Origin of the sequence: Amycolatopsis echigonensis (assembly GCF_002846615.1) — a bacterium.
In the GTDB taxonomy this organism is placed as follows: domain Bacteria; phylum Actinomycetota; class Actinomycetes; order Mycobacteriales; family Pseudonocardiaceae; genus Amycolatopsis; species Amycolatopsis echigonensis.
In genome coordinates, this window is sequence record NZ_PJMY01000003.1 from 4,239,938 (window position 1) to 4,265,141 (window position 25,204).

At 68.8% G+C, this 25,204-nt stretch carries 25 protein-coding genes and 1 pseudogene; 16 read left to right on the forward strand and 10 right to left on the reverse strand.

The genetic code is table 11. The features are described from left to right. The first annotated feature begins 131 nt into the window (after positions 1 to 131). Positions 132 to 899, forward strand: coding sequence for a S1 family peptidase (locus ATK30_RS25245; protein WP_101437697.1), 768 nt, complete (start codon positions 132 to 134; stop codon positions 897 to 899). A 4-nt stretch (positions 900 to 903) separates the two neighbouring features. On the opposite strand, the gene ATK30_RS25250 is transcribed toward ATK30_RS25245, so the two are convergent. Then, positions 904 to 1,644: an IclR family transcriptional regulator gene (locus ATK30_RS25250; protein ID WP_101437698.1), complete on the reverse strand. Its 741-nt coding sequence runs from the start codon at positions 1,642 to 1,644 to the stop codon at positions 904 to 906. A gap of 120 nt (positions 1,645 to 1,764) precedes the next feature. Here ATK30_RS25250 and ATK30_RS25255 point away from each other — a divergent pair, with 120 nt between their 5' ends. The 3 genes from ATK30_RS25255 (at position 1,765) to ATK30_RS25265 (ending at position 5,685) form a co-directional block, all read left to right on the forward strand. Continuing rightward, complete coding sequence (locus tag ATK30_RS25255) at positions 1,765 to 3,042, forward strand: MFS transporter (RefSeq protein WP_101437699.1); 1,278 nt, start codon at positions 1,765 to 1,767, stop codon at positions 3,040 to 3,042. Continuing rightward, complete coding sequence (locus tag ATK30_RS25260; RefSeq protein WP_101437700.1) at positions 3,039 to 3,932, forward strand: 2-hydroxyacid dehydrogenase; 894 nt, start codon at positions 3,039 to 3,041, stop codon at positions 3,930 to 3,932. The genes ATK30_RS25255 and ATK30_RS25260 overlap by 4 nt, the downstream gene beginning before the upstream one ends. 574 nt (positions 3,933 to 4,506) lie before the next feature. Next, on the forward strand, positions 4,507 to 5,685 hold the full coding sequence (locus ATK30_RS25265; protein WP_101441058.1) for a thioester domain-containing protein: 1,179 nt from the start codon (positions 4,507 to 4,509) through the stop codon (positions 5,683 to 5,685). Positions 5,686 to 6,327: 642 nt separating this feature from the next. On the opposite strand, the gene ATK30_RS25270 is transcribed toward ATK30_RS25265, so the two are convergent. Continuing rightward, the gene (locus tag ATK30_RS25270; protein ID WP_101437701.1) at positions 6,328 to 7,800 is read right to left on the reverse strand and encodes an LCP family protein; all 1,473 of its coding nucleotides are present in this window, start codon (positions 7,798 to 7,800) and stop codon (positions 6,328 to 6,330) included. A 209-nt stretch (positions 7,801 to 8,009) separates the two neighbouring features. Here ATK30_RS25270 and ATK30_RS25275 point away from each other — a divergent pair, with 209 nt between their 5' ends. Together ATK30_RS25275 and ATK30_RS47770 are read left to right on the forward strand one after the other, a co-directional pair. Further along, complete coding sequence (locus ATK30_RS25275) at positions 8,010 to 9,020, forward strand: glycosyltransferase (protein WP_101437702.1); 1,011 nt, start codon at positions 8,010 to 8,012, stop codon at positions 9,018 to 9,020. Beyond that, positions 9,017 to 9,460, forward strand: a pseudogene (locus ATK30_RS47770) (polysaccharide deacetylase family protein); the annotation flags it as partial. The gene ATK30_RS25275 and the pseudogene ATK30_RS47770, both read left to right, overlap by 4 nt. Before the next feature lie 156 nt (positions 9,461 to 9,616). On the opposite strand, the gene ATK30_RS47775 reads toward ATK30_RS47770, so the two are convergent. Together ATK30_RS47775 and ATK30_RS25290 are read right to left on the reverse strand one after the other, a co-directional pair. Continuing rightward, the gene (locus ATK30_RS47775; protein WP_208637419.1) at positions 9,617 to 10,615 is read right to left on the reverse strand and encodes a M56 family metallopeptidase; all 999 of its coding nucleotides are present in this window, start codon (positions 10,613 to 10,615) and stop codon (positions 9,617 to 9,619) included. Between the two features lie 3 nt (positions 10,616 to 10,618). Beyond that, positions 10,619 to 10,996, reverse strand: coding sequence for a BlaI/MecI/CopY family transcriptional regulator (locus tag ATK30_RS25290; RefSeq protein WP_101437703.1), 378 nt, complete (start codon positions 10,994 to 10,996; stop codon positions 10,619 to 10,621). A gap of 90 nt (positions 10,997 to 11,086) precedes the next feature. On the opposite strand from ATK30_RS25290, the gene ATK30_RS25295 reads away from it, so the two are divergent. From ATK30_RS25295 to ATK30_RS25310, 4 genes are read left to right on the forward strand one after another with little or no spacing between them, the layout of a single operon-like run. Continuing rightward, entirely contained in the window at positions 11,087 to 11,689 is a 603-nt protein-coding gene (locus ATK30_RS25295; protein WP_101437704.1) for a DedA family protein, read from the forward strand. Further along, positions 11,686 to 12,255, forward strand: a complete 570-nt coding sequence (locus ATK30_RS25300; RefSeq protein WP_101437705.1) for a phosphatase PAP2 family protein — start codon at positions 11,686 to 11,688, stop codon at positions 12,253 to 12,255. The genes ATK30_RS25295 and ATK30_RS25300 overlap by 4 nt, the downstream gene beginning before the upstream one ends. After that, positions 12,252 to 12,620: a DUF1707 SHOCT-like domain-containing protein gene (locus ATK30_RS25305; RefSeq protein ID WP_101437706.1), complete on the forward strand. Its 369-nt coding sequence runs from the start codon at positions 12,252 to 12,254 to the stop codon at positions 12,618 to 12,620. Before ATK30_RS25300 ends, ATK30_RS25305 begins: the two co-directional genes overlap by 4 nt. A 9-nt stretch (positions 12,621 to 12,629) precedes the next feature. Next, positions 12,630 to 13,361 (forward strand): SDR family oxidoreductase, encoded by a 732-nt coding sequence (locus ATK30_RS25310; RefSeq protein ID WP_101437707.1) that lies wholly within the window; start codon positions 12,630 to 12,632, stop codon positions 13,359 to 13,361. On the opposite strand, the gene ATK30_RS25315 is transcribed toward ATK30_RS25310, so the two are convergent. The 3 genes from ATK30_RS25315 to ATK30_RS25325 are packed head-to-tail and all read right to left on the reverse strand — an operon-like array spanning position 13,352 to position 16,918. Beyond that, a complete protein-coding gene (locus ATK30_RS25315; RefSeq protein ID WP_101437708.1) occupies positions 13,352 to 14,902 on the reverse strand; it encodes an acyl-CoA synthetase in 1,551 nt (516 codons plus the stop codon). The two genes, ATK30_RS25310 and ATK30_RS25315, sit on opposite strands and share 10 nt — an antisense overlap. Before the next feature lie 16 nt (positions 14,903 to 14,918). Beyond that, a complete protein-coding gene (locus ATK30_RS25320; protein WP_101437709.1) occupies positions 14,919 to 16,040 on the reverse strand; it encodes a DUF5938 domain-containing protein in 1,122 nt (373 codons plus the stop codon). A 29-nt stretch (positions 16,041 to 16,069) separates the two neighbouring features. Further along, positions 16,070 to 16,918, reverse strand: a complete 849-nt coding sequence (locus ATK30_RS25325; RefSeq protein WP_244194720.1) for an SDR family NAD(P)-dependent oxidoreductase — start codon at positions 16,916 to 16,918, stop codon at positions 16,070 to 16,072. Positions 16,919 to 16,996: 78 nt separating this feature from the next. Between ATK30_RS25325 and ATK30_RS25330 the strand changes: the two genes are divergently transcribed. The 4 genes from ATK30_RS25330 to ATK30_RS25345 all read left to right on the forward strand — a co-directional run bounded on the left by ATK30_RS25330 (position 16,997) and on the right by ATK30_RS25345 (position 20,151). Further along, a complete protein-coding gene (locus ATK30_RS25330) occupies positions 16,997 to 17,611 on the forward strand; it encodes a TetR/AcrR family transcriptional regulator (protein WP_101437710.1) in 615 nt (204 codons plus the stop codon). Between the two features lie 95 nt (positions 17,612 to 17,706). Further along, a complete protein-coding gene (locus tag ATK30_RS25335; protein WP_101437711.1) occupies positions 17,707 to 18,738 on the forward strand; it encodes a Dyp-type peroxidase in 1,032 nt (343 codons plus the stop codon). Next, a complete protein-coding gene (locus ATK30_RS25340) occupies positions 18,735 to 19,532 on the forward strand; it encodes a family 1 encapsulin nanocompartment shell protein (protein ID WP_101437712.1) in 798 nt (265 codons plus the stop codon). The genes ATK30_RS25335 and ATK30_RS25340 overlap by 4 nt, the downstream gene beginning before the upstream one ends. A gap of 82 nt (positions 19,533 to 19,614) precedes the next feature. After that, entirely contained in the window at positions 19,615 to 20,151 is a 537-nt protein-coding gene (locus ATK30_RS25345; RefSeq protein WP_101437713.1) for a M15 family metallopeptidase, read from the forward strand. A 22-nt stretch (positions 20,152 to 20,173) separates the two neighbouring features. Here the strand turns inward: ATK30_RS25345 and ATK30_RS25350 are convergent, their stop codons facing one another. Further along, on the reverse strand, positions 20,174 to 21,379 hold the full coding sequence (locus ATK30_RS25350) for a glycosyl hydrolase family 8 (RefSeq protein ID WP_101437714.1): 1,206 nt from the start codon (positions 21,377 to 21,379) through the stop codon (positions 20,174 to 20,176). A gap of 580 nt (positions 21,380 to 21,959) precedes the next feature. Between ATK30_RS25350 and ATK30_RS25355 the strand changes: the two genes are divergently transcribed. Together ATK30_RS25355 and ATK30_RS46345 are read left to right on the forward strand one after the other, a co-directional pair. Further along, positions 21,960 to 22,835 carry an ion transporter gene (locus ATK30_RS25355; protein ID WP_101437715.1) on the forward strand — a complete coding sequence of 292 codons (876 nt, stop codon included), beginning with the start codon at positions 21,960 to 21,962 and terminating at the stop codon, positions 22,833 to 22,835. Positions 22,836 to 23,190: 355 nt separating this feature from the next. After that, positions 23,191 to 23,331: a hypothetical protein gene (locus ATK30_RS46345; RefSeq protein WP_220816877.1), complete on the forward strand. Its 141-nt coding sequence runs from the start codon at positions 23,191 to 23,193 to the stop codon at positions 23,329 to 23,331. 111 nt (positions 23,332 to 23,442) lie between these two features. Here ATK30_RS46345 and ATK30_RS25365 read toward each other — a convergent pair whose 3' ends face one another. Both ATK30_RS25365 and ATK30_RS25370 read right to left on the reverse strand, forming a co-directional pair. After that, positions 23,443 to 23,676, reverse strand: a complete 234-nt coding sequence (locus ATK30_RS25365) for a hypothetical protein (RefSeq protein ID WP_101437717.1) — start codon at positions 23,674 to 23,676, stop codon at positions 23,443 to 23,445. 145 nt (positions 23,677 to 23,821) lie between these two features. Further along, positions 23,822 to 25,204, reverse strand: coding sequence for a GH1 family beta-glucosidase (locus ATK30_RS25370; protein ID WP_101437718.1), 1,383 nt, complete (start codon positions 25,202 to 25,204; stop codon positions 23,822 to 23,824).

Genomic DNA, 25,204 nt, shown 5'->3' on the forward strand with positions numbered 1-25,204 from the left:
GCAAAGTCACGCTCCGCTCAGCGGGCGAGCCGTCGGCTGGGTGCCGTGGCGGTTGCCACCATCCTGGGGCGGGGCTCGCCGGGGCCTACGTCGGCCTGCAGCGGACCGCTCAGGCCGAGACCGCCAAACCGGTGCCGAACCTCGCCGTCGCCCGGGGCGCCGGCGGCAACGCGGGCAACGCCAGCGGCACGGTCAGCGGCGGTCCGGGCGGCACCGGCGCCACGGCGTCCGCACTGCCCGATCACCCGACCCCGTTCAGCGTCAAACTGTCCTCAAAGGACATTCCGGAGAAGGACGGCGGCGTTCGCACCGGCGGGTGCAGCGGTTCGCTGATCGCCCCGCAATGGGTCGTCACCGCGGGCCACTGCTTCCACGACCTCGACGGCACGCGCGTCAGCGGCAAGCCCGGCTACACCATGACCGCCGCGATCGGGAAGCTCACCGACTCCGACCCGCGCGGGCATGTGCTGAAGATCGTGGACACGCGCCAGTCCGCGGTCAACGACCTCGCGCTCGCCAAACTGTCCGAGCCGGTCACCGACATCGAACCGCTCGCGCTGCCGGACGGTCCGCCGGAGCCGGGCGAGCACACGACCTTCGTCGGCTGGGGTTCGCTGTCGTCGAAGGTCATCGTGCAGACCGACCACATCAAACGCGGCGATTTCCAGGTCGCCGAAGTGCGCAAGGACGAGATCACCCTGGAGCCGCTGAAGAAGCGGACCGTGGAGAACAGCCCGTGCCCGGACGATTCGGGTTCGCCGTTTTTCGTGCCGGTGAAGGGCAAGAACACGCTGATCGCGGTCGAGGACTTCGGCCCCGACTGTCCTCAGCCCGGCATCGAAACCGCGGCGCGCGTCGACCAGCTCGTCTCGTGGATCAAGGGACAGATCGGCGAGTAGGCCGTCACCGGGGCAGCACGGCCGCCAATTCCCGGGCAGCAGCGCGTAAAGCGGGCACGAACTCCTCTAGCTGCGCCACTGTCAGCCGGTAAGCCGGTGCCGCGGTGGACAACGCGGCGATCGCGGTCCCGTCCGGCGTCCTGATCGGAACGCCGACCGCGCGGATGCCCTCCTCGTGCTCCTCGTCGGCGATCGCGAAACCACGTTCGCGCACCGCCGCGATCTCCGCCGCGAACGCCTCTCGCTCGGTAATGGTGCGCGGACCCAGCGCGGGCAGTTCCAGCGAAGCGACCAGCTCATCGCGGTTCGGTGCGAACGCGACCAGGCATTTGCCCATCGACGTGCAGTGCAACGGTCCGCGCGCACCCGGTTCGCCGCGGATCTGCAGCCGCTGCGACCCCTGAACCGAGTGCACGTAAACCTGGTTGTGCCCGTCGAGCACGGCCAGCAGCGTCGGCTCGCCGGTCTCCGCGGACAGCTTCTGCATCACCGGCAGCGCGACGCCGGCGAATCCGCGCGCCTGCGACACCGACTGGCCCAGTTCGAACAGCCGCAACCCCAGCGAATACCGCTTCGACACCGGGTCGTTGCGCGCGAATCCCTCGCTCTGCAAGGAACTGAGCAATCGATGCGTGGTGCTCACCGGATACCCGGCCGCGCGCGCGAGCTCGGACAGCGGCACGCCCTCGGGGTAGCCGCCGAGCAGGGACAGCACCCGCAAAGCCTTGCCGACCATGTCCGCCATCGGACCCCCTTGACGTCCCGCGCGCGGCGACGCACACTGCTGCTCACCGCATTGCGGAATAGCTTTCCATATTACGGAAAGCACGTCAAGGACTTGGGTCAGCGGCGACAGGAGTACCGGATGAACACCGTCGAGCAGGCGGGCACGCTCGGGCGGCAGCGCTGGCTGCGCCTGATCCCGATCGTCTTCGTCACCTACAGCCTCGCCTACCTCGACCGGTCGAACTTCTCGATCGCGACCGCGGGCGGCATGGCCGAGGAACTGCACCTCACGCACACGACGTCCGGGCTGATCGCCGCGTCGTTCTTCCTCGGCTACTTCCTCCTGCAGGTCCCCGGCGTGCTCTACGCCGACCGCCGCAGCGTGCGGAGCCTGATCTTCTGGTCGGTGCTTGCCTGGGGCGTCCTGGCGACCGCGCAGGGCCTGCTCAGTTCGGTGCCGGTGCTGATCGCGGTCCGGTTCCTGCTCGGCGCGGTCGAAGCGGCGGTGCTGCCCGCGCTCGTCGTGCTGCTCGCGCGGTGGTTCACCAAGGCGGAACGCGGCCGTGCCAACGCGTTTCTGATCCTCGGCAACCCGGTCACGGTGATGTGGCTGTCGGCGGCGTCCGGGTACCTGATCGAGGCGACGTCCTGGCGCGGCATGTTCATCATCGAGGGAATCCCGGCGCTGATCTGGGCTTTCGTGTTCCGTGCACAGGTCCGCGACCGGCCCGCCGACACGCAGTGGCTTGACCCGGCCGGTCGCGACGCGGTCGAGCGCGCGATCGCCGCGGAGCAGGCGCACCTGCCGGAACCGGCTGAGCGTCCGGTGCGGGAAGCGTTGCGCTCCAAGGCGGTCCTGCTGCTGTCGGCGCAATATCTGTTGTGGAGCATCGGGGTTTACGGCTTCGTGTTCTGGCTGCCGTCGATCGTCAAGGCGGGTTCGTCGGCCGGGATCGGCGCGACCGGTTTGCTGTCGGCGATCCCGTACGCGTTCGCCGTGGCGGCGATGCTGATCAACTCGCGCGGTTCGGACCGCTCCGGGGTGCGGCGGAAGTACGTGTGGCCGTGGCTGATCGCCGGTGCGGTCGCGTTCTACGGCTCGTACCTCTTGGGCAAGCAGCACTTCTGGTGGGCATTCGTGCTGCTGGCGATCGCCGCGGTGGCGTTGTACGCGCCGTACGGCCCGTTCTTCGCGATGATTTCCGAACTCTTGCCGCAGCGGACCGCTGGGGTCGCGGTAGCGGTGGTCAACGCCGCCGGAGCGCTCGGCGGGTTCCTCGGGACCTACCTGGTCGGCTGGCTCGAATCCGCCACCGGCAGCACGGCCGCCGCGTTCTTGATGCTGGCGGGGACAATGGCCGCAGCCGCGGTGCTGGTGCTCGCGGTTCCGGTGAAGACGAAGGAAAGGCGAGCATGACCGCGCGTGTACTGGTGCCCTGGTCCGACATTTCCGTTCCGGCGGAACTGGACGCGGTCGTCTGGGACGGCCGCGGCGCCCCTCCGGACGGCCTCGACGACGTCGAGTTCTACGTTCTGCCCTACGACCAGGGTCCGGCGGCCGCGAAGCTCATCCCGCACCTGCCGTCACTGCGCGCGGTCCAGACGCTCTCCGCTGGCTACGACAACCTGCTGCCGCTCGTCCCGTCCGGGGTGCGGCTGGCGAACGGCCGGGGCCTGCACGACCTCAGCGTCGCCGAGCACGCGCTCGCGCTGATCCTTGCCGCGCAACGGTATTTCCCGCGCTGGTTCGCGCAGCAGCGGACCGGTTCGTGGGACCGGGTGCACACGCGCTCGCTCGCGGACTGCCGCGTTCTGCTGGTCGGCTACGGCTCGATCGGCCGAGCCATCGAGCGGTACCTGGAGGCCGGCGAGGCCGAGGTGGTCCGGGTCGCCAGCGCGGCTCGCCCCGGCGTGCACGGCATCGCCGAACTGCCGGATCTCCTGCCGACGGCGGACATCGTGTTGCTGGTCCTGCCGGACAACCCGCGGACGCGCGGTCTCTTCGGCGCCGCGGAACTGGCCCTGCTGCCGGACACCGCCCTGGTCGTGAACGTCGGCCGCGGCACCGCCGTGGACACCGACGCCCTGACCGCCGAGGTCTCCGCCGGCCGCCTGCGCGCGGCGCTCGACGTCGTGGACCTGGAACCGCTGCCCGCCGACCATCCACTGTGGACGCTCGACGGCGCGATCATCACCCCGCATATCGCGGGTGGTTCGGACTCGTTCTACCCGCGCGCGAAGCGGCTGGCCGAACGCCAGCTCGCGCACTACGCGAAGGGCGAGCCGCTGGAGAACCTGGTCAACTGAGCACAGCCGGGACGGCGGCGCGCCAGACGGCGGATCACCGTGGGCAACTCGACCGGCGGCGAGCGATCGGGTCGGGGAGCATCCGGGGCGTCGACGGGCACCTCCGCCCGGCGACGCGGTCTGGGGATCTCCGGACGCGTTCCCATCGCCGAAAGGTCGCTGATGGGAACGCGCTGTGCGCGCCGCCGCGTTTGCGGAGCGAATTCCACCGGTTTCCGCACCGCGTCCGCGACCTGCCAAGCGCTGCCTTCCAGTCGAACCCGCACCCCGGCGCGGCCGAACGCCGCCAGCACGTCCGCCGGGCGGCGTAATCCATGTTGCGTGCCCAGCGTTCCACCCGGTTTCCGCAGCTCTTTCCACCTCTGCCCAGAGCAACACAAGGGGTGGAACGACTCCGACTGGTGGTACGAAAGCGCATTCAGGGGACCACCGAGAGTGCATATGTGAGCCCTGTGTATGCTTCGCCATCGCTTGACTGGGTGGATTCTTCACCCGAATTGGTGGCCGTCGTGGTCGGGGAGATGTGGTCTCACGCGGTCCGTCGTTCGTGGTTCGGGACTGGATGGGAGAAAGCATGCACGGCAGGTCAATGCTGGTCCGGGGAGGGGCCGCGGTGGTGTCCGCGGCGGCGGCGCTCATGATCGCCGCACCGGTTGCCCTCGCGGATGACAACGCCCCCTCGGCGCGCAGCGGCGCGGCCTCGGGCACCTTGGAGCACGGCGGTTCGTCGGGCTTCGACGTCAACATCACCGGCAAGAAGGACGCGCTTCAGACGACGCTGTTCAACCTGAAGCTGTCCGACGGCGCCGTTTCGAAGATGTACTGCGTGCAGATCGAGGTCGGCGCCCGGTTCGGCGAGACCATGGTCGAGCACGCGTGGAACGACTACCCCGACGCGGGTTCGCCGTTCCGCAAGAACAACAAGAACATCAACTGGGTGCTGCACCACAGCTACCCGTCCGAGGACACCGCGTCCCTCGAGAAGACGCTGACCGGCAAGGGCATCACGCTCCACGACGGTCTGTCCGAGAAGGAAGCGCTGACCGCGACCCAGGCCGCGGTGTGGCACTACAGCGACGCGGCCGACCTCGACGCCAAGAACCCGCTGGCCAACGGCTCCCCGGACGACGCGGCCGACGTGCTGGCGCTGTACGACTACCTGACCGGCGACGCCAACACCGGCGTCGAGGAGACGAAGCCGGCGCTGAGCATCACCCCGGCCAAGGCGACCGGCGAAGCGGGCACGAAGATCGGCCCGTTCACCATCGCCACCACCGGCAGCGTCACCGACTTCACGAGCAAGCTCCCCGAGGGCGTGGAGGTCGTCGGCGAGAACGGCGAAGAGATCAAGTCCTCCGCGATCAAGAACGGCACGAAGCTGTTCCTGGACGTCCCGAAGGACGCGAAGGCCGGCACGGCCGAACTCGCGGTGAAGGCCACGGGCGACGTCAACACCGGTCGCCTGTTCGTGGCCAAGAACTACGCGGACAAGCCGGCGCAGTCGCTGATCGTGGCCCAGTCGCAGAAGAGCAGCGTCCAGGCCGCCGCGACCGGCACCTGGACCGAAACCGGCCCGGTGACCACCGCGCCGGCGACGACCGCCCCCGCCGCCCCGGGCGGCAACAACTCGGGCCAGACCCCGCTGGCGAACACCGGCGTGAACGCCGCGCTGCCCATCGGTGTCGGCGCAGCCCTGGTGATCGCAGGCGGCGCGATGCTGCTGGTGGTCCGCCGCCGGCGCAGCAACGCCTGAGTCACGCATAACCGCTAGAGCAACGGGCCGGTCCGCACAGGACCGGCCCGTTTTGCTTTCCCCCCGGCCCGGCCCCCCGCAGTGTCCGCCGACGGTTCCCCCGCTCCGCCGAAGTCCGTGAAGGACTCCTTGCGGGAATCAGATTCCCTCAAGGAGCCCTTCACGGACTCCAAGTCCCTTCAAGGGTTCCCCTCGCAGCCGCATGAGGAGTCGGGTGGGTTCCGTTCTCCTGGACCGGAGTTGGTCTGCACGTGCCACCGGCGACCCGCAGCGCGTGGCGAGGGGAACCCCTTCGCGGACTTAGCTTCCCGCAAGGGGTCTTGGGCCATGGGATTGTTGCAACGCTGCCTGGTTTGAAGAAGTGGGTTGTGATGGCGAGGGTGCGGAAGCGCCACCGGTGGTTGCCGCATTCGGCGCGTCGCATGCAGCCAATGCCACATCGGGGCTAACCGCAGCCCGCACACCCAACCAGCCGAGCACCCACACCACCCCCGCACCCCGATACGAAGCCAAAAACGCGGTCTGGGGTGGCTTGTCAAGGCATCTTTCCCGCCTTGACAAGCCACCCCAGACCGTCGTCACACTCAGCTACGGGGTGCCCCCACGCACCACTCATCCCCGCGATGTGCGAAGCACGAGCCGTCAGTTCACGCAAGTAACCCCGTCAGCAGTAATCTCCGGCGCACTCCCGGCCGGAGGCTCCATCACCGCCGGAGCGGCAGCCGGATGCACCCCGGAATCATCCGAATACTTCTGCCCCAAATAGACCCGGAAATGGTCCTTCTCAAGAGAATTGTCCGAAGCCACCGCAACCCCGCCCAGCTTCTCGGCGATCGCCTCGGCCTGGCTGCGCTGTCCCCGCCCGTAGTACACCGTCGACGTCCGGCGAGTAGCGCTGTTAGTGACCGACCCTCGCTGATACCCAGCAGCGGCAAGCTTGTCCGCCACCCGGTTGGCCAATCCGTCCACCCCAGACGAGTTGCGCACGTCCACCACATACGAAGCCAGCGACGGATCCCCAGCGGACGAAGACGGCGGCGCAGAAGCAGAAGAAGACGGCGACGAAGGGGAAGCCCCAGTCTGCTCTCGAATAAACTGCTGAACCTGCTGAGGATCAACCTGAACCGCATCGCCGTCGTTAGGTGTCTTCAACGTAATGCTGACCACCGGCACGGTGACGAAGTTGATGCTCCCCGCACTCATCCCGTGCAACTGCTGAGCAAACCCGAGCAAATCCCAGTTGGTATCGACAACAACAGCCTTCTTGACCGCGCCGATCAGCGCGTCCAGCTTGCTCGGATCAGTGAGCGTCCCCGCGGAAAGGATCGTCTTGGCCATGCTGGCCATGAAAACCTGCTGCCGCTTGATCCGGTCCAAGTCGCCATTGGGCAACCCGTGCCGCTGCCGCACGAACTGCAACGCCTGGGCCCCGGAGACATTCTGCTGCCCAGCCCGGAAATCCGCCCCCGAGTAACTGTCCTTGACCGGAGCTTTGAGACAGACCGGAACTCCGCCGACAGCCTGGCTCACGTAGTAAAACCCAGCCAGGTTCACCGCGGCGTAGTGCGTGATGGTCAACCCGGTCAACTGCTGCACGGTCTCGATCGCGGTCTTCGCCCCGGCCTGAGCCGAGTCCGTCTCCAGCTGCGTCCCGGATTCGCCCTGCGCCTTCAGCTCGTTCTTCCGAGCTATCTGGCCGTAGGTGTACGCCGAGTTGATCTTGTGCTTCCCGAACTTCCCGGCGAGCTGGACATACGAGTCACGCGGGATCGAGATGGCGGTGGCGTTCCCGCCGCCCGCCGGGATGTGCACGACGATCATCGTGTCGGTCGTGTCGCCGCCGTCCTCGGCGCCGCCCGCGTGCAGCTGGTCGAGCACGTCCTCCGGCAGCGGGTTGCCCTGCGCGTCGGTGCGCGTGTCGAGGCCGACCAGCAGGATGTTCTGCTCGCCCATCGGCGAGTCCGCACCGGCGCCGATCACGTCGGACCTGGTCAGGCCGTCGGTGATCTGGTTCAGCTTCGACCAGGCGAACGCGGTGCCGCCGAGGACCAGCAGCGAAACAACGGCCAGGAGCACCTGGGCGACACGCAGCGCGCTGGAGGTCTTGCGACGCATCGGGGTTCCTCTTCCTGCCACTTCCGGTGGTCGAAAGACCCACGGTAGCGGGCGTCTCACCTGGACGGGTTACCGCTTACCCCAAATTGCGGAGACGGTGCCCGGAATGTCGGACCGAGGGTGCATCTGTGTGCCCGGGTCGGTCTCGACTCTCATTCTACAGCGATGTAGTTTTACTACAGTCGTGTAGAAGCAGAAAGAGGTGCCCGATGGCCCGCGTGGTGATCGTGTCCGCCCGGATCGGAGCGGGCCACGACGGTGCCGCCAGGGAGCTGGACCGGTGGTTCTCCGGCCGCGGCGCGCACGTCGTCCGCGCCGATTTCCTGGACCTGCTGCCCGGAAGACTCGGCGAGCTGCTCTGCGGCGCCTACCACCAGCAGCTGAACACGGCACCGCGCAGCTGGGACTGGTTGCTGGCCGCACTGGGCACCCCCGCGCTGGCCGGTGCCGCGCGACGGTTCGCCGGTCTCGCCACGCCCCGGCTGCGGGAACTGCTCGGACAGGACACCGATGTCGTCGTATCGACCTATCCGCTCGCCACGCACGCGGTCGCCCGGCTGCGGCGGTCGAACGAACTGACCGCGCCGCTGGTCGTCTACCTCACCGACCCGTCGGTGCACCGGCTGTGCGTCAGCCCGGACGCGACGCTCACGGTCGCTCCCAACGAAACCGCCGCGCGCCAAGCCAAAGCGCTTGGAGCCGGTCGCACGCTCGTCTCGCGTCCGCTGGTCGCGCCCGCGTTCCGGCCCGCCACCGGGATCACCGAACGGCTGCGGCTCCGGCTCGCGTTCGGTCTTCCGCACGACCGCCCGCTCGCGTTGGTGGTGGCCGGATCCTGGGGCGTCGGCCAAATCGAACAGACTGCCGACGACCTCCTCGCGACCGGCCTCGTCGAGCCGGTGGTGGTGTGCGGCCGCAACGAAGCACTGGCCGAAAAGCTGCGAAAAACCGGACATCGGCACGTATTCGGCTGGGTCGACCGGATGCCCGAGCTGATCCGCGCATGCGACGTCGTGGTGCAGAACGCGGGCGGGCTGACGACGTCGGAGGCGCTCGCGACCGGTCTTCCGGTGTTGACTTACCGCTGCCTGCCCGGCCACGGCCGCGCCAACGCCGCCGTGCTGCACAACGACGGCATCGTGCCGTGGGTCCATTCGCCGAGCGAACTGACCGAGGCGCTGGAGTGGCTGCTGCGCCGGCCGGTCAAGGCGGCGGGATGATCCGGGGACTCGCCGCGGCGGCCGTCGCGCACGCTGCTCCGGCCGCGTTGTTCCTACCGCAATTGCGCCCGCCCCGGCTGGCTGGGCGAGGCGACTCCGGTCATGTGGCCTTGACCTTCGACGACGGCCCGAACCCGGAATCCACCCCGCAGTTCCTCCGGGCGCTCGAAAAACTGGACGTCCGCGCGACCTTCTTCGTGCTGGGCCGGGAGCTCGCCGCCGCGCCCGAACTAGGCCGGGAGATCGCCGCGGCCGGGCACGAAATCGCGGTGCACGGCTGGGATCACCGCTGCTTCCTGCGCCGCTCCCCGAAGGCTCTGCACGAGGAGCTGACGCACACCGTCGACCTGATCGAACTCGTTACCGGCACGCGACCGCAGTGGCTGCGCGCGCCGTATGGAGTGTTCAGCGCGAGCGCCCTGGTGTCGGCGCGCATGCTCGGACTTCAGCCCGTTTTGTGGAGTACCTGGGGATTCGACTGGACCAGTCGCGCCACTCCGCGCTCGGTCGTGCGCACCGTGTGCCGAAGGCTGACCGGCGGTGGCACGATTCTGCTGCACGACTCCGACATCGCCGCCGCGCCGGGAGCGTGGCGATCAGCGCTTGGCGCAGTCCCGGTGCTCGTGGCGGAATGCCGGGAACGCGGGCTCGCTGTGGGGCCCCTGTGCGAGCACGCAAGCGGCCTGCTGCGCGGTCTCGAGTCCGGAATGGAGATCGGTCGCCGCGTCGAGAGTGCAGGCCGCTGACCAGGTGCACGCACCGAGCACGACCGCGACGGCGACCGCCGCCAGTGGCTTCCGCCGCGAACCTGGCGAGGGGGAGGAAAGCAGCGCGCTGACGCGTTGCGGCACCGGTCCGCCGGTCGCGGCAAGCGCGAGCGACGGCTGGGACCGGCCGGCCAGCGCGGCCTTCGCGACCGCCGTGGCCACAAGTTTCCGGTCGCCGACGCGGTCCGCGGCCGCCTCGTCCGCCCAGCGTTCCAGCGCGAACCGGGCGGCCGAGCCCAGCGGACGCAACACCGGGTTGACTGTGGTCGCGACCGTCACGATCGCGGCGAAAACATGGTGCCGCAGCCGGAGATGCGCGCGTTCGTGCGCGAGCAGCGCGCGGCGTTCCCGCGGTTCCAGTGCCGCGAGCATCCCGCTGGACACCGCGATCCGGCCGCCGCCTCCGGCCACCGCGAACGCGACCGGCTCCTCGCCCGGCAGCAGCACGAAGCCAGCCTCGCGGGTGTGCGTGTCCAGCTCGGCGTGCACCTTCCGGTGCCAGCGCACGTACTGGATTGCCGTGCGGGTCAACGCGACCCCGGCGACGACGAGCGCGACCCCGCTGGCGATCGCCAGCGGCAGGTTCACCGCGTCGGCCCCGCGGAACGCGACAGCGGAGAAATCGCCCAGCTCGCCGACAAACGGCAGCTGCGCGAGACCCGCGGCGGCGAGGACCGCGAGCGTCGCCGTGCTGCCGACGGCGAGCACCAGCGCGGACCCGGCGAGCAGCCAGCTGCCGAGCCGCGGCGACAGCCGGGGCGCGACCCAGCGCGCCACCGGCCAGGACGCCAGCGGAAGAAGCAGCGGAGCGAGCAGGTCGAGATTCACGGGTCAGCCGCCGTTCTGGCGCAGAAGGTCGCGCAACACGGCTTCGTCCGATTCGGACAGGTTCGACACGAATTTCGCCAGCACGCTGGAGCGGTCCGCTTCGGCGTCGAGCACCTTGCTCATCCGGCGGGCGGCGAGCCCGGGTTCGTCGTCGGCGGCGCGGTAGGTGAACGAGCGGCCCTGCTTCTCCCGGGTCGCCACGCCCTTCTCGAACAGCCGGGACAGGATCGTGACGACGGTGGTGTAGGCCAGTCCGCCGCCGATCCGCTCCTGGACCGCGGTGGCCGACAGCGGCTCGTCGGATTCCCACAGCACCGCGAGCACCTCGGCCTCCAGTTCGCCGGGAGCCCGCCGGGCGCTCTCGCCCCGTCCATTGCGCATGGTCCAAATTCTACCTGTTTGTCGAAGCGGCTCGGCCCACTACTACGTTCATGTAGAATTTCGACAGTTGTGTAGTAGTTGGAGGTGGGCATGCTCGACCCGAAGTGGCTGCTGGCCGCGTTCGGCCCGCTCGGCGTCTTCGTGGTGATGTTCGCCGAAACCGGACTGCTCGTGGGGTTCTTCCTGCCGGGCGATTCGCTGTTGTTCACCGCGGGGGTCCTGGCGGCGTCGTCGACGCTGCACCTGTCCCTCGCGGCGGTGATCGTCGCGGCCGCGGCCGGGGCGCTCCTCGGCGCGCAGGCGGGATACATCCTCGGCCGGCGAGCCGGCGGCGCGTTGCTCGTCCGGGTGCGCAGCAAGCACCTGCACGAGGGCGTCGCGCGCGGATCGGCGCTGCTCACCCGGTACGGGCTCGGCAAGGCGGTGGTGCTGGCGCGGTTCATCCCGGTGGTCCGGACCGTGCTGAACCCGCTCGTCGGCATCGCCGGGATGCCCGCCGCGAAATTCGCGTTGTGGCAGGTCATCGGCGGTCTGTTGTGGACAGCCGGCGTGACGCTCGCCGGATACGCGCTGGGGGCGTCGGTGCCGAACATCGACACGTACCTGCTGCCGATCATCGCCGTGGTGGTGCTGCTTTCGCTGAGCCCGCTGCTGGTCGAACTCGTCCGCGCGCGAAGGAGCGTGACGCGATGATCGACGCCGGGTGGTACCGCGACATCACGGATTTCGCGTGGTCTCAGCACTGGCTGGCCGGAATCGCGACGACGTTCAGCGAATACGGGGTCTTTCTGGTGGTGCCGGTGATCCTCGCCGTGCTCTGGCGGGCGCGGGTCAAGGGACCGGCGGCGCTGGCGGCCGCGGCATGGGTGCCGATCGCGATGGCAGTGGCCATCGCCGTGGACACCGTGTTGAAGTCGGTGTTCGCCGAGGTCCGGCCGTGCCGCGTGGTTCCCGGCGTGCACCCGCTGCTGCCGTGCGATCCGCCGGCCGACTACGCGTTTCCCAGCAACCACACGGTCATCGTGGCGGCGTTCGCGGTGGCATTGCTGCTGGTAAATCGCAAATGGGGGCTTTGGGCGCTCGTTTTCGCGGTGCTGATGGGGATTTCGCGGGTGTACGTCGGGGCGCACTATCCGCACGACGTGCTCGCGGGGTTCGTGGTCGGCGCCGGAGTCGGGGCGCTCGGACTCATGGTCCGCGAACCGCTGACCAAGGTGGCGGTTCGGGTGATGCCAGTCGTATCCGGGAGGAAGGCATGACTGATGATCGACCCGTCCGCTGCTCCGACGCCGAACGGGACCAAACGGCAAAAGTCCTGAACAGCGCCGCGGGCGAGGGGCGACTGAGCCTGTCCGAAGTGGAAGAACGGGTCACGACCGTCTACGCGGCGCAGTACCGGCACGAGCTGGACGCCGTGGTCGCGGACCTGCCCTCACCTGCGACGCGGGCTCGCTGGCAGCCGTTGCTGCTCCTGGCCGGACACCAGCTGGTGACGGAGTTCGGGGCCGCGCCGGCGCGGCGCAAGCTGGCCGTCGGGATGCTGCTGGTGATCGCGGTGGCGATGATGGTTTTCCTTGCCGCGCACGGATTCGCTGACGAAGGGCATCACTTCGGCCACCGCTAGACTGACGCCGTGCAGAGAAAAGCGGCGCTGGTCACCGGGAGTTCGCGCGGAATCGGCAGGGCGATCGCGGAGCGGCTGGGTGCGGACGGGTTTTCCGTCGCGGTCAATTACCGCGCCGATCAGGACTCGGCCGAGGCTGTCGTCGCCAAGATCCGCGCGGACGGCGGCCAAGCGGTCGCTCTCCGCGCGGACGTCACCGACGACACCGAGTTGCGAGGCCTTTTCGACCGCACGGAACAGGAATTCGGCGGTCTCGACGTGGTCGTCGCCAACGTGGGGATCGCCCGGTTCGTGCCGCTCGCCGAGGCCTCCGACGAGATCTTCGACCTGATCTTCAGCACCAACCTCCGGCCGACTTTCGTCTCCTTGCGCGAGGCGGCCCGGCGGGTGCGCGATGGCGGCCGGATCGTCGTGGTGTCGAGCGGAGTGGTCGCGACGGCCCGGCCCGGCACCGGGATCTACGGTGCCGCGAAGGCCGCCGGGGACCAGTTCGTGCGCGTGCTGGCGAAGGAACTCGGCCCGCGCGGGGTGACGGTGAACAGCGTGCTTCCCGGCGCGGTCCGCACCGAGGCCCTCCTCGCTGACGGGCCGCCGGGCGTGGTCGAGTACAGCGCGAGGCAGACTCCGCTCGGCCGGATCGGCGAACCCGGCGACATCGCGGACATCGTGGGTTTCCTGGCGTCGGACCAGGCCCGCTGGGTCACCGGCCAGACGGTGCACGCGGGCGGCGGTCAGTTCTGAGGGACGGTCCGCTCGGCGAGCAGCTGCGTTCGCACGTCGGTTTTCAGCACCTTGCCGACCTTCGACCGCGGCAGGTCCGGCCAGAGCAGGACTTCCTTCGGCGTCTTGACGCTGCCCAGCAACTCCTTCACCGTGGCCCGCAGTTCGTCCGCGGCCGCCGTCCGTCCTTTGTGGAGCTGGACGACCGCGGTCACCTGCTCGCCCCATTTTTCGTGCGGCAGGCCGACCACCGCGCAGTCCTGCACCGCGGGATGCGTCATCAGCGCCTGTTCCACCTCGGCCGAGTAAACGTTGAAGCCGCCGGTGATGATCATGTCCTTGGCCCGGTCCACGACGTACAGAAAGTTCTCCTCGTCGAGGTAGCCGATGTCGCCGGTGTGGTGCCACCCGTGCCTGCTGACGTCCGCGGTGGCCTCGGGATTGCGGTAGTAGCCGGGCATCACCAGCGGTCCGCGCACGACGATCTCGCCGCGTTCGCCGCGCGGCAGCAAGGTTCCGTCTTCGGCCATGATCGCCACCTGGGTCAACGGCGTCGGACGGCCCGCGGAGGTGAAGCGTTCGCGGGCCAGTGTGCCGTCCGGATGGAGGTGGTCGGCCGGGGAGAGCGTCGAGATCATCATCGGTGCTTCGCTTTGCCCGAACAACTGGCCGAGCACCGGTCCGATCCGGGTGATCGCTTCCTCCAGCCGCGAAGCCGACATCGGCGCGGCCCCGTACCACAGGCATTCCAGCGAGCTGAAGTCCGTTGTGGACAGTGCGGGATGGTCCAGCAGCAGGTAGATCAGCGTGGGCGGCAGGAAGGTGTGGGTGATCCGGTGCCGTTCGATCAGGTCGAGGAACCGGCCGAGATCCGGCGACCGCATCACCACGATTTCGCCGCCCAGCGCCAGCACCGGGAAACACAGCACCCCGGCGGCGTGCGTCAGCGGGGCCAGCGCGAGGTAGCGCGGACGCGGCTGGAACGGGTAGCTCATCAACGTCAGTGCCGACATGGTTTCGACGTTGTGCCCGGTCAGCATCACGCCCTTCGGCCGACCGGTGGTGCCGCCGGTGCCGACGAGCATCGCCGTGTCGTCCGGCGGATCCGCTTGCCAGGGCGAATCGGGAAGCCCGTCGAGCCATGCGGCCAGCGGGATCGCGCCGTCGAACGAGCCGTCGAGGCACACCACGGTGGCGAGCTTCGGCAGCTGTCCGGCGATGCGGGAAACGAGCGGTGCGAACGACTCCTGCACGAGCAGGCACGTGCAGTCGAACAGGTCCAGCAGTTCCCGGTTCTCCGCCGCCTCGTTGCGCGGATTGACCGGGCACCAGACCGCCCCGGCCCGGCTGATGCCGAACACGCACCCGAACGACACCGGGTCGTTGGCGGAGAGGATCGCCACCTTGTCGCCCGGCCGCACGCCCGAACGCGCGAGCGCACGGGCGACCTGCCAGGACAGCCGCTGGACCTCGCCGTAGCTGAGCGAGCCGCCGTCCGTGGTCAAACACGGAGCCGACGGGCCCAGCGAGGCGCCCTTGTCGAGGTAATCGGTCAGTCGCACCGCTCGTCTCCCGCTCTCAGGACTGCACGGTCAGGACCGGGTTCGAGACCAGCCCGAACGACCGCAGCACGCCGAGCAGCTCCCGGTGCCCGAACGCTTGGCACGCCGACGCGAATCCGGCCCGCCGCGGCGGTTGCTGCAGCAGCGAGTACGCCGCGTACGCCTGCATCAGCCCGGTCTGCTTGTAGTTGCAGGTCCCGTGGATCACGCAGTGTGCGCGGCCTAGCGGACCGGACGCGTGCACCGAATCCAGCGAGGTGTTGATCCGCTGGTTCTCCCGTGGCGGCATTTCGTCCCGTACCGCGGCCGCCTGCTCGTGCAGCACCTTGAGTTTTTCTTCCAGCGGAAGGTCTTTCACCTGTTCCAGCACGGCCGCGACGATCTGCGGCACGCCCTGCATCAGTGCCCGGTCGAACACGCCGCCGACGGCTTTCACGTTGGCCACGCGCGGATCGTTCTTGAACCACACCGGATGCGAGGTGCCGCCCCACGGCAGCGCGAGGCCGATTTCGTGGTGTCCCGGAACGGCCACGTCCTGCAGCCCGCCGTCCGGCGGCCAGGCCACGTATTCGTTCTGCTCCAGGTAATACGCGGCCGACAACGCGGCGTTCACCAGGATCGTCTGGGTGGAAGCGACGGTGGGGTAGCCCTTCCAGAACACCAGGATGTCCAAAGTGTCCAGACCGGGCGTCTCGAGGCAGAGGTTCGCGGCGATCTCGCCGGTGGTGTACATCTGCGCGATGCCGGGGGAGAGCAGCAGGCCCTTGGCGGCCATGTCCGCGCCGTAGCGTTCTTCGGCGGAGATCAGCCAGTCCTGCTCGCCGGTGGTGTCGAGGTAGTGCGTACCGGATTCGAGACAGGCCTGAACGACCTCGTGGCCGTATTCGCTGAACGGGCCGACGGTGTTGCACACGACCGACGCGTCGCGGAATAGCTCGGTGAGCGGGCCGGTTTCGTGGGAGACCTCGACGACCTCGTGGTCCACGGTGTCGAGGCCGGGAATGTGGTCGAGGGCGGCCTGCACCCGGGCCTTGTCCCGGCCGGCCGCGGTGAAGGGAACGTTGTACTCGCGGAGGTATTCGCAGATCAGGCGGCCGGTGTAGCCGGACGCGCCGTACACGACGACGGGCTTGGTCACGACGGGTTTTCCTTTCGCTGAAGGGGGATTCACATGCCCATGCCGCCGTCGACCGGGAGGCCGGCGCCGGTGATGAAGCGGGCGGCGTCGGAGGCGAGGAACACCACGGCGTCGGCCATGTCGGCGACCTCGCCGAGCCGCCCGGCCGGGGTCTGTGCGACGACCGCGCCGATCGCCTCCTCGACGCTCGGGAACAGCCCGACTTCGACCACGTCGGTCGCGAGCTGGTTGCCCATCTGCGTCGGGACCAGACCCGGGTACACGCAGTTCACCCGCACGCCGTAGCCGAGCTTCCCGGCCTCCATCGCCGCGACCCGCGTGAGCCGGTCGACCGCCGATTTCGTCGCCGAATAGCCCGCGATGCCGGGGAAGGCGATGGTCGCGGCTACGGACGCGATGTTCACGACCGCGCCGCCGCGTCCGGCCGCGCCGCCGGGCCGCATGGCGCGGAACGCGTGCTTCACGCCGAGCGCCGTGCCCAGCACGTTGACCTCGAGCATTTTCCGCACGTCAGCCGGGTCGAGGTCGGCGACGAGGCCGGTGATCTCGACGCCCGCGTTGTTGACGACGATGTCGAGCCCGCCGTGTTCGCCGACCACGGCCTCGACCGCTCGCGCCCAGTTGTCGTCGTCGGTGACGTCCAGCCGGACGAATCCCGCGCTGGCCCCGCTCTGCTTGATCGCGTCGGCGGTCTTCCGGCCGAGGTCCTCCTGGACGTCGCCGATGACAACCGCCGCACCCGCCTTCGCGAGCGCCTCGGCCATGCCCTGGCCCAGGCCCTGAGCGCCACCGGTGACCAGCGCGGTGCGCCCGGTCAGGTCGTACGAACCCATCGACATCTCCTCCTTGAGACGTGCCGCCACTGCGGTGTAGGTCACACCGTAGCGAACTTTGGACAGTCGTCAAGATTTTCTTGGACACTCGTCAAGAAACTGAGCCGCGCTAGACTCCCGGGTGTGACACAGGCGAAGGAGCGCATCTCCCGCCGCGCCGTGGACAAGTTCGCCCAGCGGCGCGAGCAGCTGGCCGAGTCCGCGCTGCAGGCGCTGGCCGAGCTGGGGTACGCCCGCACGAGCCTGCGCGAAATCGCCCAGAAATCCGACTTCTCGCACGGCGTCCTGCACTACTACTTCGCCGACAAGGTCGAGCTGCTCACCTACGCGGTCCGCAAGTTCGAAGAGGTCTGTGTGACCCGCTACGACGACGTGGTGGCGACGGCGGGTTCGGCCGACGAGCTGAAGCACGGCTTCGGCGCGGCGATGGCCGCCACCCTGCGGTCCGACGCGGCGATGCACCGCCTCTGGTACGACCTGCGCAACCAGAGCCTGTTCGAGGAGTCCTTCCGCGGCGACGTGCTCGACATCGACGAACAGCGTCAGGACATGGTGTGGCGCGTCGTGCGGCGCTACGCCGAGTTCGCCGACCGGCCGGCCAAGGTTTCGCCGGAGGTCGCGTACGCCGCGTTCGACGGACTGTTCCAGCGTGCTTTGCTGCAACAGCTCGCCGACCAGGACGCGGCGGCGGACCGGTTGGAAGCCGACGTCGCGGCTCTGCTGACGCACTTCGTCTGACGCCTACCCCGCCTGAGTGGTGATGCCGGGTGTGCTCGCCCGTCCGTGGTTAGGATGCGCTCGGACGATCACCGGGCGAGAAGGGGTGCGCGAGCGTGCAAGCGGGGGACCTCGAACCGCCTGAGCCGCAGGCCGTTTCCGCGCCGTTGACCAGGGCGGCGATCTTTCTGCTGGTCCAGGTCGACGCCGGGGGCGAGCAGACCGCGAAAGACCTCCTCGCTGACCTGGCCGGACTGCAGCGCGCGGTCGGCTTCCGCGACGCCGGCGCCGGGCTCACCTGCGTCGCCGGGATTTCGTCGGCGGCGTGGGACCGGATCTACGGCGGCCCGCGGCCCAAGGAACTGCACGAGCTGCCAGTCTTTTCCGGCGAGAAGCACACGAGCGTCGTGACCGCCGAGGCCGACCTGCTGTTCCATCTCCGCGCCGACCGGCACGACCTGTGCTTCGAGCTCGAAACGCTGATCATGGACCGGTTGCGCGGCGCGGTGACGGTGCTCGACGAGGTGCAGGGCTTCCGGTACTTCGACGCGCGCGACGTGCTCGGTTTCGTCGACGGCACGGAAAATCCGACCGGCCGCGGCGTCGAGCAGGCGGTGCTGGTGGACGACGACGAACCGTTCAACCGGGGCAGTTACGTGGTCGTGCAGAAATACCTGCACGACATGCGGGCCTGGAACGCGCTCACCACCGAACAGCAGGAGCTGGTGATCGGACGGCGCAAACTGTCCGATGTGGAGCTTTCGGACGAGGAAAAGCCCGCCGATTCCCACATCGCGCTCAACGTGATCACCGACGACGAAGGCAACGAGCTCGACATCCTGCGCGACAACATGCCGTTCGGCCGTCCCGGGCACGACGAGTTCGGCACCTATTTCATCGGCTACACCAAATCTCCGGCTGTGATCGAGAAGATGCTGGACAACATGTTCGTCGGGTCGCCGCCGGGCAACTACGACCGGATTCTCGACTTTTCCACGCCTCACACCGGCGCGCTGTTCTACGTGCCGACCGCGGACTTCCTCGAAGATCCGCCGGACGCCCCGCCCGAGCCGGAACCGCCGGCTGCCGCGACGCCCGCCGGGACGTCGCTGGGCATCGGAAGCCTGCGAAGGAGCACTCGGTCATGAACAACCTGCATCGCGAACTCGCCCCGATCTCCGCCGCCGCGTGGGCGGACCTGGAGGAGGAGGCGAAGCGCACGTTCGCCGAGTTCGCCGCGGCGCGCCGGGTGGTCGACGTCGTCGTCACCGGAGACCCGGCGCTCGCCGCGGTCGGCACCGGACGCCGCGAACGGGTCGGCGGCAAGTTCGACGGCGTCGCGACGAGCCTGCGCACGGCGCAGCGGATCGTGGAATTGCGGGTGCCGTTCACGGTGTCGCGCGAGGAAATCGATTCGGTCGAGTGGGGCGCGAAAGACGCCGACTGGCAGCCGGTGAAGGACGCCGCGCAGCAGATCGCGTACGCCGAGGACCGGATCGTGCTCGACGGTTTCGCCGAGGCGGGCATCACCGGGATCCGCCCGGCGTCGTCGCTGTCGCCGATCGCGCTCCCGCCGGAGGCCCCGCGCTACCCGAAGGCGATCGGCGACGCGATCGCCGAACTTCGCGACGCGGGCGTGGCCGGGCCGTACACCGTCCTGCTCAGCGACGACGAGTTCACCGCCGCGTACGAGGCGGCCAACCACGGCTATCCGGTGCTGGAACACCTGAAGCAGATCGTGGACGGCGAACTCATCCGTACGCCCGCGATCAGCGGAGCCTGTGTCCTGTCCACGCGCGGCGGAGACTACGAACTCCACTTCGGACAGGATCTCTCCATCGGCTACTCCAGCCACGACGCGTCCACTGTGGAGCTGTACTTCTACGAGACGCTCACGTTCCTCGTGAACACCGCCGAAGCGGGGATCGGGCTGACCGCCTGACGTTACCTGTTCATGCGGTCTTGTTACGCGGCGCGGACATTCGCCGAACCGTCCGGGGATACCCGCTCGCGATAGTTGCGGCGTGCTGCAGAACAAAATCAAGGCCGTGCTGCTCGTGCTGCCCGCGGTACTCGTCGCCGGGTGCTCGAGCCTCCCGACGCTCGACGGTGATCCGGATCACGACCCGGCTCAGGGCGGCATCCCGGAAGGCGTCACGCTCACGCCGTTCGACACGAGCTACCCGGCGGTCGGGAATCTCGATCCGGCATTGCGGAAAGCGTTGCAGCAAGCGGCAACCGACGCGCGTCAGCGCAAAGTGGACATTCGCATCGCGTCGGGCTGGCGGACGAAGGAGTACCAGCAGAAGCTGCTCGACGGCGCCATCGAAAAGTACGGCAGCCTGGAAGAGGCGCGGAAATACGTGAACACGCCGGAAAAATCGACCCATGTGTCCGGCAAAGCCGTCGACGTCGCTCCCACCCGTGCTGCCGACTGGCTGATCCAGCACGGCGAGAAATACGGCCTCTGCCAGGTGTACGCGAACGAGATGTGGCATTTCGAACTGCTGACCGCGCCAGGCGGGACGTGCCCGCCTGCCCGCACGGACGCCGCGGGTTAGCGTCCGCACGGGCAGGTCGCGGTCACGGGGCCCAGTAGTTGCCGGACATCACCAGGTAGACGAGCAGCTTGATGGTCTCGCCGTAGTAGGTGTCGCCGTACGGGTTGCCTGCCAGGTACTTCCACAGCGAGTCTGTCCAGGCCTGGTCGCCCGCGACCATCGCGGCGACGCCGACCGGGTTGGGTGCGACCTCGGACTGGTCGCTGGTGTTGGTCGGCGTTCCGTCGAGTTTGGTGTGCGGGTAGATCTTCGCCGGGTCGCCGCCGGAGTGGCTCTGGTAGCTGGCCGATTCCTTCTTGGCGACCTCGGTCGCGACCTTGCCGCCGTACAGCAGCGCGTCCGTGCCCATGTGCCAAGGCACGCGGACGGAGTTGTAGCCGACGATGTTGTCCGGCTGGTTCTCCAGGTAATCGGCGGGCGCGGGCTTCGGGCTGGTGGTGTTCGCGCCGACCACGAAGTCGGACAGCAGGTTCGCGTTCGGCGAATACTTGGCGGTGAACTGGGTGATCAGCTGCTCGGTCCGGGTGACGACCCTGTTCCAGTCGTGCCCGGTGTCGTACTTGGCGAACGCGCGCAGATGATCGAGCATGAAGTCGGATGGCCGGGTGCCGTCGTCGTCCGCGTCGTCGGCGATCTTGAGGTGCCCGTCGGACGCGACGTCGTGCTGGTAGATCTTGGCAAGCCAGTCCTTCGCGGCGGCGCTGTACCCGCCCCACTGCTTGTCCGCGAGAATCAGCCCGTAGCCGACGTCGAGGTCGCCGTCGGTCGCCGAGTCAGGCGTGCCGTTGTCGGCGTACTTGCAGGTCTTGCCGTCGATCTTCCACTGGAAGAGGCCCTTGCCGTCCCGGTGGTCCTGGACGAACTTCCACATGCCGTCGAAAATCGTCTTGGCCTGGTCGTCGTAGCCCGCCATCAACGGGACGATGTTCATCCCGTAGCCCTGCGCCTCGGAAACCGTGCCCTTGTTGGGCGCGTCGTCGGTGGCCCAGACGAGGTACCCGCCGCAAGCCTGACGGAGGTAGGTTTTCTTCCAGGAGTCGTACTGCTTCTTGACCGCGGCGTCCTGCTCGGCCTGAGTCGCCGAAGGCCGGACACCGGTCTGATAGGTGACGTGCGCGGGAAACGGACGCGCGACGGAAACCGCGGCAGCGGGCCCAGCACCGGCCAGCACAGCGGTAACCGAAACGGAAACGGCGGCGAACAGCGCCACCTTCCGGGAAGCAGGCATTTTCGGGGTCTCCTTGTTAGTAAACTTTCCTAACTATGCGGCGTGGGAAAAGCCTGCTGTACCGCGTGTTTGGTGTCAAGATGTCGGGCTTGGGAAGTCTCAGGTGTACCGGTTCCGTAGCGTTCCGTGAGGGAACTTCAAGGAGCCTGACGCCGCCCAAGGGTTCTCCTCGCAGCCCGCCGTCATCTGTGAGGGACCCCTTCGCGGACCTAGATTCCCTCAAGGGCCCCTTCACGGACCAACCCGCCGCCGCCCGCCAAGATCCGCCCCAACGTTGGCATCGCCCACGCAACCCGACCAGCCGCCCAATCCCCGCGCCTACTCCCGAAACCGCATCCCGCGCACTCAACGCGACCAGGCACCCACACCACCCCCGCACCCCGATACGAAGCCTCCCTGCGGTCGGTGGGTGCTTGTCAAGGCATCTTTCCCGCCTTGACAAGCACCCACCGGCCGTCAGCACACTCCAGCTTCGGGGTGCCCCACCCATCACCCAAGGCAATGTCGCCGCCAGGCGACGAGCCACCCGGCCATGCGATCATCACCCCCAGCACCACACCCCCGGGACCAGGGAGCCAGCATGACCACCGGCCGTTCAGCCCAGCCTGAACGCACCACCGACGCCTCCAGCGGCGAGCTCAACAGCGGCATCCTCCCCGGCAACGTCCGGGCAGACGACTGGATCATGCTCGCCCTCGCCGTCGTCTCCACCGGGATGCTGGCCTGGCTCCTGATCGGCCCGCCGCCGTCGGACCTCAGCCGCTGGTTCTTCCTCGCCGACTGCATCGTCTGCGGCATCTTCTTCCTGGAGCTCCTCCACCGCTGGCGCAAACAGGCCTGGCGAGCCGCCTTTCTCGCCCGCACCTGGTACGAAGTCTTCGCGATGATCCCGGTGGCCCACCCGGCCTTCGTCGCGCACCACCACGTGATCGGCGTGATCCTGCTGATCGTCCGCCTCGGCCGCGCCGCCGACCGCGCCGTGGGCGAGCAGTTCACCTACCGCCTCGTCGACAAACTGTCCGAGCCGATCGTGCACGCCATCAAGAAACCGGTCACGATCGCGGTGCTGGACGAGGTCGTCAAGGTCCTCGAAACCGGGAACTACCCGGAGAACCTCGCCAAATCCCTCAGCGAGAACAAGGCCGAACTCCGCGCCATCATCACCGAGAAGATCTCCGAGGACCCGCAGCTCGGCAAGCTGCGCCGGCTGCCGTTCCACGACGAGATCGTCCGGGCGACCGTCGACACGTCCTTCCGGGTGCTGCTGGAGGTCCTGCTGGACCCGCGCATCGACGACTTCTTTTCCGCCGTCGTGCGCGACAACCGGGAGCAGATCCGCCGCGCGGTCGCGCTCGGACTGGCCGATGTGGACGACTCCTCGCACGAGCATCTCCTGCGCACCCGAACTCAGCGCTCCGCCGTGCACGAGTACGACGCCAGCCATCCGCGGCCTTGATCATCCACTGTGGACATCTCTACCGTACGCCGCCGGCCGCTGACTCTCCGTTGCGGCACAGGAGATTCGTCGCGGACGCCGGGTGCTGGACGCGTCAACCGCTGAAAGAGTGCACTGTGGTCGCTCGGCATGCGCACAGGTGGCTGGAGTAGGGTGAGATCTCCCGTTCCGTTGCTGCACAAGGGTTGTGTTGGCGCGAGTGCGGGGCGTTCCCGCCGGAGCCGAGGCAGACTGGAGCCGGCGGGGAGGTTGAGCGCGGTTTGGAGTCGTGGACGTGATTGATAGCGGGCAGCAGGCACGCAGGTGCCGTCGGCGGGACTGTGCGGAGGATTCCTTGTGGCGCGGACTGTGCTCCGTGCACTGGAACCGCTGGCAGAGCGGCGCGGACGAACTGGAACTTCCGGACGATGACGTTCCCCCGCCGCCCGCGCAGGTCTGGTGGCCGCCGGAGCGCCCGCACGCGCCGCTGAGCAGCCGGATCCTGCCGGGCTCGTAACAGCTTCCGGCGCGCGTCGGACACGGTCGGCGCGCGCCCGGTTACCTCACGCCACGGGCGAAGTCCGGATACGGCCGGGTCCCCGGACGCGCGGTCCGGGGAACGACCGGCTTACCGGCGCGAACGCGGGATATGCGGCTCGTCCGGTGCGTCGAGCATCCGCACCAGCCGGGCCCGCGCCACGCGGTACAGCAGGTCGCCGCGCTCATCCGGGACCACCCGGCCGTCGAGGTCCCGTCCGGTCGCGCGCACCACCACCTCGACCGCCTCGGCGGGCACCCGGCCCGCGAACTCACCGGCCAGCCACGTGGTGACCTCGTCGGCCACTCGGCTTCGCACCGTCATCGGACACTCCAGTCTCCGCTCGCGGGACCGTTCGGGGCGGCCCCGGCACTGGTCCGACGGCCGCGCCCGGACGCCGTGACGCGAAGACCGGAGAGAAAGTCTTTCCCGGCGGCGCGAAAGAACCCGGTAGTAGGTCACTTCCCGCTCAGCCGAGCGCGTTGCGCGCGATCACCTCCGCGTACCATCGCGCGCTGCGCTTCAGCGTGCGCTGCTGGGTGTGGTAGTCGACGTGCACCAGGCCGAAGCGTTTCGCGTACCCCTCGGCCCATTCGAAATTGTCCAGCAGCGACCAGTAGAAATAGCCGCGCAGATCAACTCCGTGGGCCAGCGCGTCGTGCGCCGCCCGCAGATGTGCGTCGAGAAACGCGATGCGGTCGTCGTCGGAGACCTCGCCGTCTCGGAGCGTGTCCGGGTACGCCGCGCCGTTTTCGGTGACGTACAACGGCACCGGCGGATAGTCCCGATGCACTTGCAGCAGCGATGCGGTCAGTCCGGAGGGATGCACTTCCCAATCGGAATCGGTGCGCGGCGCGGCCAGGTCCGGGACGAAGTGCACCTGGTCGGCGCCCGGCCATTCCCGGCCCGCCGGGGTGCTGCCCGGACGCGCCGAACCGGCTACCCGGTAGCCGCGGTAGTAGTTCACGCCCAGCCAGTCGATCGGCTTGCCGAGCACCGCCTCGTCGCCGTCGCGCACCACGGCGTCGAAGCCGAACCGGGACAGGTCCTCGCGCAAGTCAGCGGGGTAACCGCCGCGCAGCAGCGGGTCGAGGAACAACCGGTTCTGCAACCCGTCGATCCGGCGGACGGCATCGGCGTCGGCGTCGTCCGGGGTGTCCGCGACGACCGGGTACAGGTTCAGCGTGATCCCGGACGGGGTGCTCGCGTGCTGCCGGAGCACGTCCATCGCCAGCCCGTGCCCCAGCAGCAGGTGATGCGTCGCGGCCACCGCGCCTTCCGGCGACGTCCGGCCGGGCGCGTGGACGCCCGAGCCGTAGCCGAGCATCGCCGCGCACCACGGTTCGTTCAGCGTCGACCAGCTCGCCACGCGGTCGCCGAGCCGGGCCGCGATGGTCTCGGCGTACTCGGCGAACCGGTAGGCGGTGTCGCGCGCGGTCCAGCCGCCCCGGTCTTCCAGCGATTGCGGAAGGTCCCAGTGGTACAGCGTCGCCCACGGCTGGATGCCCGCGGCCAGCAGCCGGTCCACGAGCCGGTCGTAGAACTCGATCCCGCGCGGTTCCGGTGTGCCGTACGGCAGGATCCGCGGCCAGGAAAGGGAAAACCGGTACGCGGTCAACCCGAGCGAGCGCATCAGTGCCACGTCGTCGGCGTAGCGGCGGTAGTGGTCGGCCGCCGGGTCGCCGGTGTCGCCGCCGGCCACCGCGCCCGGGCGCGCGGCGAAGGTGTCCCAGACGGACGTCTCGCGCCCGTCGGAGGTGGTCGATCCTTCGACCTGGAAGGCCGCCGTGGCGGCGCCCCAGACGAACGCGTCCGGGAACGCGAGCACGTCGGGGATCGGCTGTGCGGACAT

What these genes read in the sequence shown, in the direction of transcription:
- ATK30_RS25250 (WP_101437698.1), bottom strand. Translation starts at nt 1,644, where the DNA reads ATGGCGGACATGGTCGGCAAGGCTTTGCGGGTGCTGTCCCTGCTCGGC.
- ATK30_RS25255 (WP_101437699.1), top strand. Translation starts at nt 1,765, where the DNA reads ATGAACACCGTCGAGCAGGCGGGCACGCTCGGGCGGCAGCGCTGGCTG.
- ATK30_RS25260 (WP_101437700.1), top strand. Translation starts at nt 3,039, where the DNA reads ATGACCGCGCGTGTACTGGTGCCCTGGTCCGACATTTCCGTTCCGGCG.
- ATK30_RS25265 (WP_101441058.1), top strand. Translation starts at nt 4,507, where the DNA reads ATGCACGGCAGGTCAATGCTGGTCCGGGGAGGGGCCGCGGTGGTGTCC.
- ATK30_RS25270 (WP_101437701.1), bottom strand. Translation starts at nt 7,800, where the DNA reads ATGCGTCGCAAGACCTCCAGCGCGCTGCGTGTCGCCCAGGTGCTCCTG.
- ATK30_RS25275 (WP_101437702.1), top strand. Translation starts at nt 8,010, where the DNA reads ATGGCCCGCGTGGTGATCGTGTCCGCCCGGATCGGAGCGGGCCACGAC.
- ATK30_RS25290 (WP_101437703.1), bottom strand. Translation starts at nt 10,996, where the DNA reads ATGCGCAATGGACGGGGCGAGAGCGCCCGGCGGGCTCCCGGCGAACTG.
- ATK30_RS25295 (WP_101437704.1), top strand. Translation starts at nt 11,087, where the DNA reads ATGCTCGACCCGAAGTGGCTGCTGGCCGCGTTCGGCCCGCTCGGCGTC.
- ATK30_RS25300 (WP_101437705.1), top strand. Translation starts at nt 11,686, where the DNA reads ATGATCGACGCCGGGTGGTACCGCGACATCACGGATTTCGCGTGGTCT.
- ATK30_RS25305 (WP_101437706.1), top strand. Translation starts at nt 12,252, where the DNA reads ATGACTGATGATCGACCCGTCCGCTGCTCCGACGCCGAACGGGACCAA.
- ATK30_RS25340 (WP_101437712.1), top strand. Translation starts at nt 18,735, where the DNA reads ATGAACAACCTGCATCGCGAACTCGCCCCGATCTCCGCCGCCGCGTGG.
- ATK30_RS25350 (WP_101437714.1), bottom strand. Translation starts at nt 21,379, where the DNA reads ATGCCTGCTTCCCGGAAGGTGGCGCTGTTCGCCGCCGTTTCCGTTTCG.
- ATK30_RS25355 (WP_101437715.1), top strand. Translation starts at nt 21,960, where the DNA reads ATGACCACCGGCCGTTCAGCCCAGCCTGAACGCACCACCGACGCCTCC.
- ATK30_RS25365 (WP_101437717.1), bottom strand. Translation starts at nt 23,676, where the DNA reads ATGACGGTGCGAAGCCGAGTGGCCGACGAGGTCACCACGTGGCTGGCC.
- ATK30_RS25370 (WP_101437718.1), bottom strand. Translation starts at nt 25,204, where the DNA reads ATGTCCGCACAGCCGATCCCCGACGTGCTCGCGTTCCCGGACGCGTTC.